The organism is Moritella sp. (assembly GCF_033791185.1).
In the GTDB taxonomy this organism is placed as follows: domain Bacteria; phylum Pseudomonadota; class Gammaproteobacteria; order Enterobacterales; family Moritellaceae; genus Moritella.
The window spans coordinates 1-5390 of the sequence record NZ_JASJHF010000094.1; the positions used below are offsets into that span (position 1 = coordinate 1).

At 41.0% G+C, this 5390-nt stretch carries 3 protein-coding genes and 1 pseudogene; 2 read left to right on the forward strand and 2 right to left on the reverse strand.

From position 1 onward, the window contains the following. The coding region (gene mscM / locus QNK26_RS05910) for a miniconductance mechanosensitive channel MscM (RefSeq protein WP_319221496.1) at positions 1–3048 on the forward strand (3048 nt) is incomplete at its 5' end. Between the two features lie 124 nt (positions 3049–3172). Here the strand turns inward: mscM and epmA are convergent. Together epmA and efp are read right to left on the reverse strand one after the other, a co-directional pair. Beyond that, the gene (epmA, locus tag QNK26_RS05915) at positions 3173–4147 is read right to left on the reverse strand and encodes an elongation factor P--(R)-beta-lysine ligase (RefSeq protein WP_319221498.1); all 975 of its coding nucleotides are present in this window, start codon (positions 4145–4147) and stop codon (positions 3173–3175) included. A 267-nt stretch (positions 4148–4414) separates the two neighbouring features. Further along, a complete protein-coding gene (efp, locus tag QNK26_RS05920) occupies positions 4415–4981 on the reverse strand; it encodes an elongation factor P (RefSeq protein WP_319221499.1) in 567 nt (188 codons plus the stop codon). Between the two features lie 64 nt (positions 4982–5045). Between efp and QNK26_RS05925 the strand changes: the two are divergent. Further along, positions 5046–5390: pseudogene (locus tag QNK26_RS05925) on the forward strand (EF-P beta-lysylation protein EpmB); the annotation flags it as partial.

Sequence of the window (5390 nt, forward strand, 5' to 3'; positions counted from 1 at the left end):
CAACCGATGGGATTTGCAGACCCAAGTGGCTGGTCATTAAATAAAGTCGAACAAGAAATTGCCAAACAAAACTCCATTCACGTCGACTTAAAGCAGCAACAACAAGAACGCAGTAGCGAACTAACAACCATCGGTATTAGAATCAGTTCATTTCAAACGGATATAGAACGCTTACGTACTAGATTAACCAGTACACAAAAAGAATATGACAAGCTCCTCAATACTTTCAGCGACAGCTTAAACAGCGAGCAAGAAGCGTTACGAATTTCCTTACAAATAAGGGAAACATCGCTAGCGACACAAATTCAAATGCTCGAACTTGAGCAGCTTAGTGCCAGTAATCGCAGCGAACTAGCCCAACTCCAACGCCGCTTAAAGCAATTAGAGCAAAAAGATGTGGGTGAGTATTTAGCCAGTTTAAGGACTTTACGTAACAACATGCTACGTAAAGAAACCGAAGATGCGATTGCGCGCAGTAAACAAATAAATGACTCATCGCTAATCAGTTCACCGTTTTTACAGCTGCAATTAGACATCAATCAAGGCTTATCGAAAGACCTGGAAATCATCTCCGCAAAAAACGATGCCATCCAAACTAAACAACAAGCAGTAACACTGCAAGTCGATGCACTAACCACCACATTAATTAACTTTAATGAACAGGTTGAATGGTTAAAAATAAGTTCTGCGTTTGGTGAAAACTTACGTGCACAGGTGAGTAGCCTACCGAGTGAGCCGCCACTGACAAAATTAGAAGATGAGATTGTTGAAAGTCGTTTAGCCCGTTTTCGTTATCAAAAAATGCTGACACAATTAGACAGTCCAACATTAATAACAAAAACACTAACAACGAAAGAGCATGACAGCTTATTACGCTTTATTGAATTACGTCGATTACTACTTAGCCAGCTCATTTCAAGCTTGGATAACCACATCTACGAGCAAGCAAAATTAAAAGTCAGTTATAGCAAAATGAATAGCACATTAGTGCAAATAAAACAGCAAGCTGATGAACATTTATTTTGGGTACCGAGCATACCATCACTGGGGACCCTAAGTATTAGCGAGCTGTTTGCTAGCATGCTCTGGCTCACCTCAATAGATAACAGCATTACTATCCCACAAGCCTTACTGTCTGTACCGTTAGGTATGTTAGGCTTAACCGCATTCTTAATAATCGGGTTAGCTTATTTACGCACGCCATTGAATAAATACTTTACCAAACATATCGCAGCAACATCACCGAAAGTCGGTAAAGTCACCCAAGATAAATTCGCCTATACCTTGCGAAACCTTACTTATTCATTAGCTGAAGCGCTGATTTTACCGCTATCACTCTTACTCATTACCGAGTTATTGATAAATGCTTGGGAATTCCCGTTTGCCGTTAATATTGGTCACGCAGTACAAGATTCGCTGTTTTTATTAGTCATCTATCTGTTCATGCGTAACTTGACTCGCCATAAGGGCCTGTTGCAGACCCACTTGAAAATAGATAAAGAACGCATCGCCAAAATTTGGGGCTATTATCAAGTGCTATTTTTTATCTCTTGGCCTTCTTACATGATTCAAGTACTTTGCTATCAATACCCAGAGCAAGCTTATGATAGCTCACTCGGTCGCCTTGCATTCATCATTACCTGTGGTGCACTGGCACAATTCTATTACCGTTTGTATCGAGAAAAGCTGCCGCTGACCTACCAGAAAAAAAATAATGACAAGCCACATATTGTTCATCACACCATCTGGACAATATTTATTATGGCGCCAGTTGCCTCTGCGATCATGGCTATTATGGGCTACCTTTATACCGCCCAAGTATTGCTAAAACAGATGGAATCTTCACTGTTAATGGGGCTGTTCTTTTTATTAAGTTATTATTTAGTTCGCCGTGGCATGCATCTGCAAAAACGCCGTCTGGCTTTTGAACGTGCGAAAGCAAAACGTATTGATATCATCGCTCAGCGGGTAAAGGAAGTTGAAAAAGGTGGCCAGAATAGTAGCCAAGAAAGCCACTTTGATATTGAAGAACCCGAGATCGATTTAGATCAAATCAGTGCCCAATCACTTGGTTTGCTCCGAACTTTGTTAACTTTATTATTTCTCGCACTTAATGCGTTATTTTGGTCAGAAATTCAAAGTGCCTTTATCTTCTTAGACACAGTAACATTATGGGATGCATCCAATACCTTAAACGGGGTGGAATATATCGATCCTATCACCCTAAAAAGCTGTCTGTTAGCGCTTATTATTTTTGTACTCACCTTGGTATTAATTCGTAATTTATCCGGTGCACTCGAACTGTTGATTTTACAACATCTAGACCTTTCTCCCGGCACCGGTTTTGCCATCACGACCTTAGCAAAATACATGACTATCTCGATCGGTTTTGTGGTCGGTTTTAACTTCTTAGGGGTTGATTGGGCCAAAACGCAATGGTTAGTAGCCGCGTTAACCGTCGGTTTAGGGTTTGGTTTACAAGAAATTTTTGCCAACTTTGTATCCGGTTTAATTATCTTGTTTGAAAAGCCGATCCGTATTGGTGATACCGTCACCATTCGTGATTTAACCGGTAGTATCAGTAAAATTCAAACCCGTGCTACCACGATTGTTGATTGGGATAGAAAAGAAATAATCGTACCGAATAAAGCTTTTATTACCGAGCAATTTATTAACTGGTCTCTGTCTGATTCCATCACCCGGGTGATCATTACTATTGGTGTTGAGTTTAACTCAGACATTGAACTCGTCACTCAACTGCTCTTAAAAAGTGCTGAAGACAACAGTTTGAGTTTAGATAATCCTGGACCGGAAGTATTCTTTATTGAGTTTGCCCAACATGCACTACGTTTTGAAGTGCGCTGTTATGTGGCTGAAATGGGCCATCGTTTAACCATGACTCATGAGCTCAATACTCGCATTACCCATGTCTTTAAAGAACACAATATACGTATTGCCCTGCCGCAGTTAGACCTGCGCGTCAAAGATGGTTTGAAGGTCAGTGACAGCAGTCATATCATGAGTATGAAAAAAGGCAGCTTACGATAAGCAGCTCTTGAGCTAGCACTCGCACTCCGACTTAAAATAGAAATAGAAATAGAAATAGAAAGGATGATTCAATACGATTTAGCGTCAATTGCTAGCGTACTCACCCTTTCTTTTTTAGCCCGTCTTAAGCTCTTGGAGTGGGAAAGGCCATGACCTCATCAAGGCTATTTGCACCGATAGTAAGCATCACTAATCGATCTATACCTAACGCTACACCGGCACAATCAGGGAAACCAGCGGTTAACGCATCAATCAAATGATAATCGATAGGTTGCTCGGGTAAATCCATGGTCTTACGCTTAGCATTATCGGCTTTAAAACGTCTTAACTGCTCTTTAGCATCAGCGAGTTCATGGAAGCCGTTGGCGAGTTCAATCCCCTTAAAATACACTTCAAAGCGCTCTGCCACGCGTGTATCTTGCTGGCTAATGCGCGCTAATGCCGCTTGCGATGCCGGAAAATCATAAATAAAACACGGTACGTCTTGGCCAATTTGGCTCTCGACACCAACGTAAAATAATAGCTGTAAGATAGTATCGCGGTCGGTTTCATGCTCGACAACATCATAGACATTATACGCTTTACCGGCTTGACGTAACTCATCCATGGTCGCGGTTAACGGGTCGAGTTGTAAAAATTGCTTAAACGCATTTTGATAAGTGAAGCGCTGCTCTTTAGCTGTGCCTAATACTAAGGTCAGTAGCTCAGACATTTCATCCATCAATTGAAAATGGTCAAAGCCGAGGCGATACCACTCCAGCATAGTGAATTCAGGGTTATGATGACGTCCCGCTTCTTCATTACGAAACGATTTACTCATCTGATAAATACAACCACTGCCTGCTGCTAGCAATCTTTTCATGTGGAATTCAGGTGAGGTTTGCAGATATAAGGGCAGCCCTTGGCTGTAACCAGGGCCAACAAATACCGTACTAAATGCATCTAAATGTACATCGGTAACAGCAGCTTGGCTCATCGCGGGGGTATCAACCTCTAATACATCTCGCGCCGCAAAGAACTGACGGATGCTATTTAATACGGATGCTCGCGCACGTAATGCTGTAAAACTTGCACTCGGCTGCCAATTTAATTCACTCATATTTACTCCGGTTATTATTGCCTACGTAAATATCATTCAATCATGCATAACCACATAACATTAATTAAAGACGTCCGACACGCCATAAACCCATTCTTGGGGCTTGAGGCTGGCATCCCTGCCAGCAACAGTCGACTTACTTTAATTAATGTTATCAAAGATTGTGTATTTGAATAATTCTTTACTGATTTACCAAAACCCAAAATGCCAGTCATCGACTGGCATTTTATCGTTCATTAACGCTAATTTAATTAGCGCATAATCAACTTATTTTACACGACTAACATATTCGCCAGTACGTGTATCAACTCGAACTACTTCACCGATTTGGATGAATAGAGGAACACGAACAACAGCACCTGTAGTCAATGTTGCAGGTTTACCACCCGTGCCCTGGGTATCACCTTTTAGGCCAGGATCTGTTTCTGTTACTTCCAATTCAACGAAGTTTGGTGGAGTAACAGCAATTGGGTTACCGTTCCACGTCGTAATAACGCAAACATCTTGCTCAACAAGCCATTTCGCTGTATCGCCAACTGCTTTTATATCAGCTGCTACTTGCTCAAACGATTCATTATTCATAAAATGGAAAAATTCGCCATCGTTATATAGATATGCTAATTCTGCTTCCATTACGTCTGCTGCTTCAACTGTTTCGCCAGACTTAAATGTTTTTTCTAGAATCTTACCAGAAACTAAACGACGAACTTTAACGCGATGAAATGCTTGGCCTTTACCTGGTTTTACATGATCATGCTCCATAATAGAGCAAGGCTCATTATCAAGCATGAATTTTAAACCGCCTTTAAAATCACTGGTTTTATATGATGCCATGTTATCCTCATGAAAAAAATAGAGTTCAATAATGCCGCAAATGATAACCCGAAATGAGCAAAATATGCAGGGAAATTGGAAAAAAGACTTAGCTAACGCAATTTCAGATCCTAGAAAGCTACTTTTTATACTAGAACTTCCCGAGACAGCTTTCCAATTAGATTGCAGCGCAAGACAGTTATTTCCGATGCGAGTGCCACAATCGTTTGTTAATCGCATGGAAAAAGGCAACCCCAAAGACCCACTTTTTCTGCAAGTGATGCCAAAACAGCAAGAGTTTATTCAAAAAGCAGGATTCATTAAAGATCCCCTTGATGAGCATGAATCTGTGGTACCTGGGTTATTACACAAATACACCAACCGGGTATTATTTATTGTCCGCGGTGGTTGTGCGATCAACTGCCGTTAT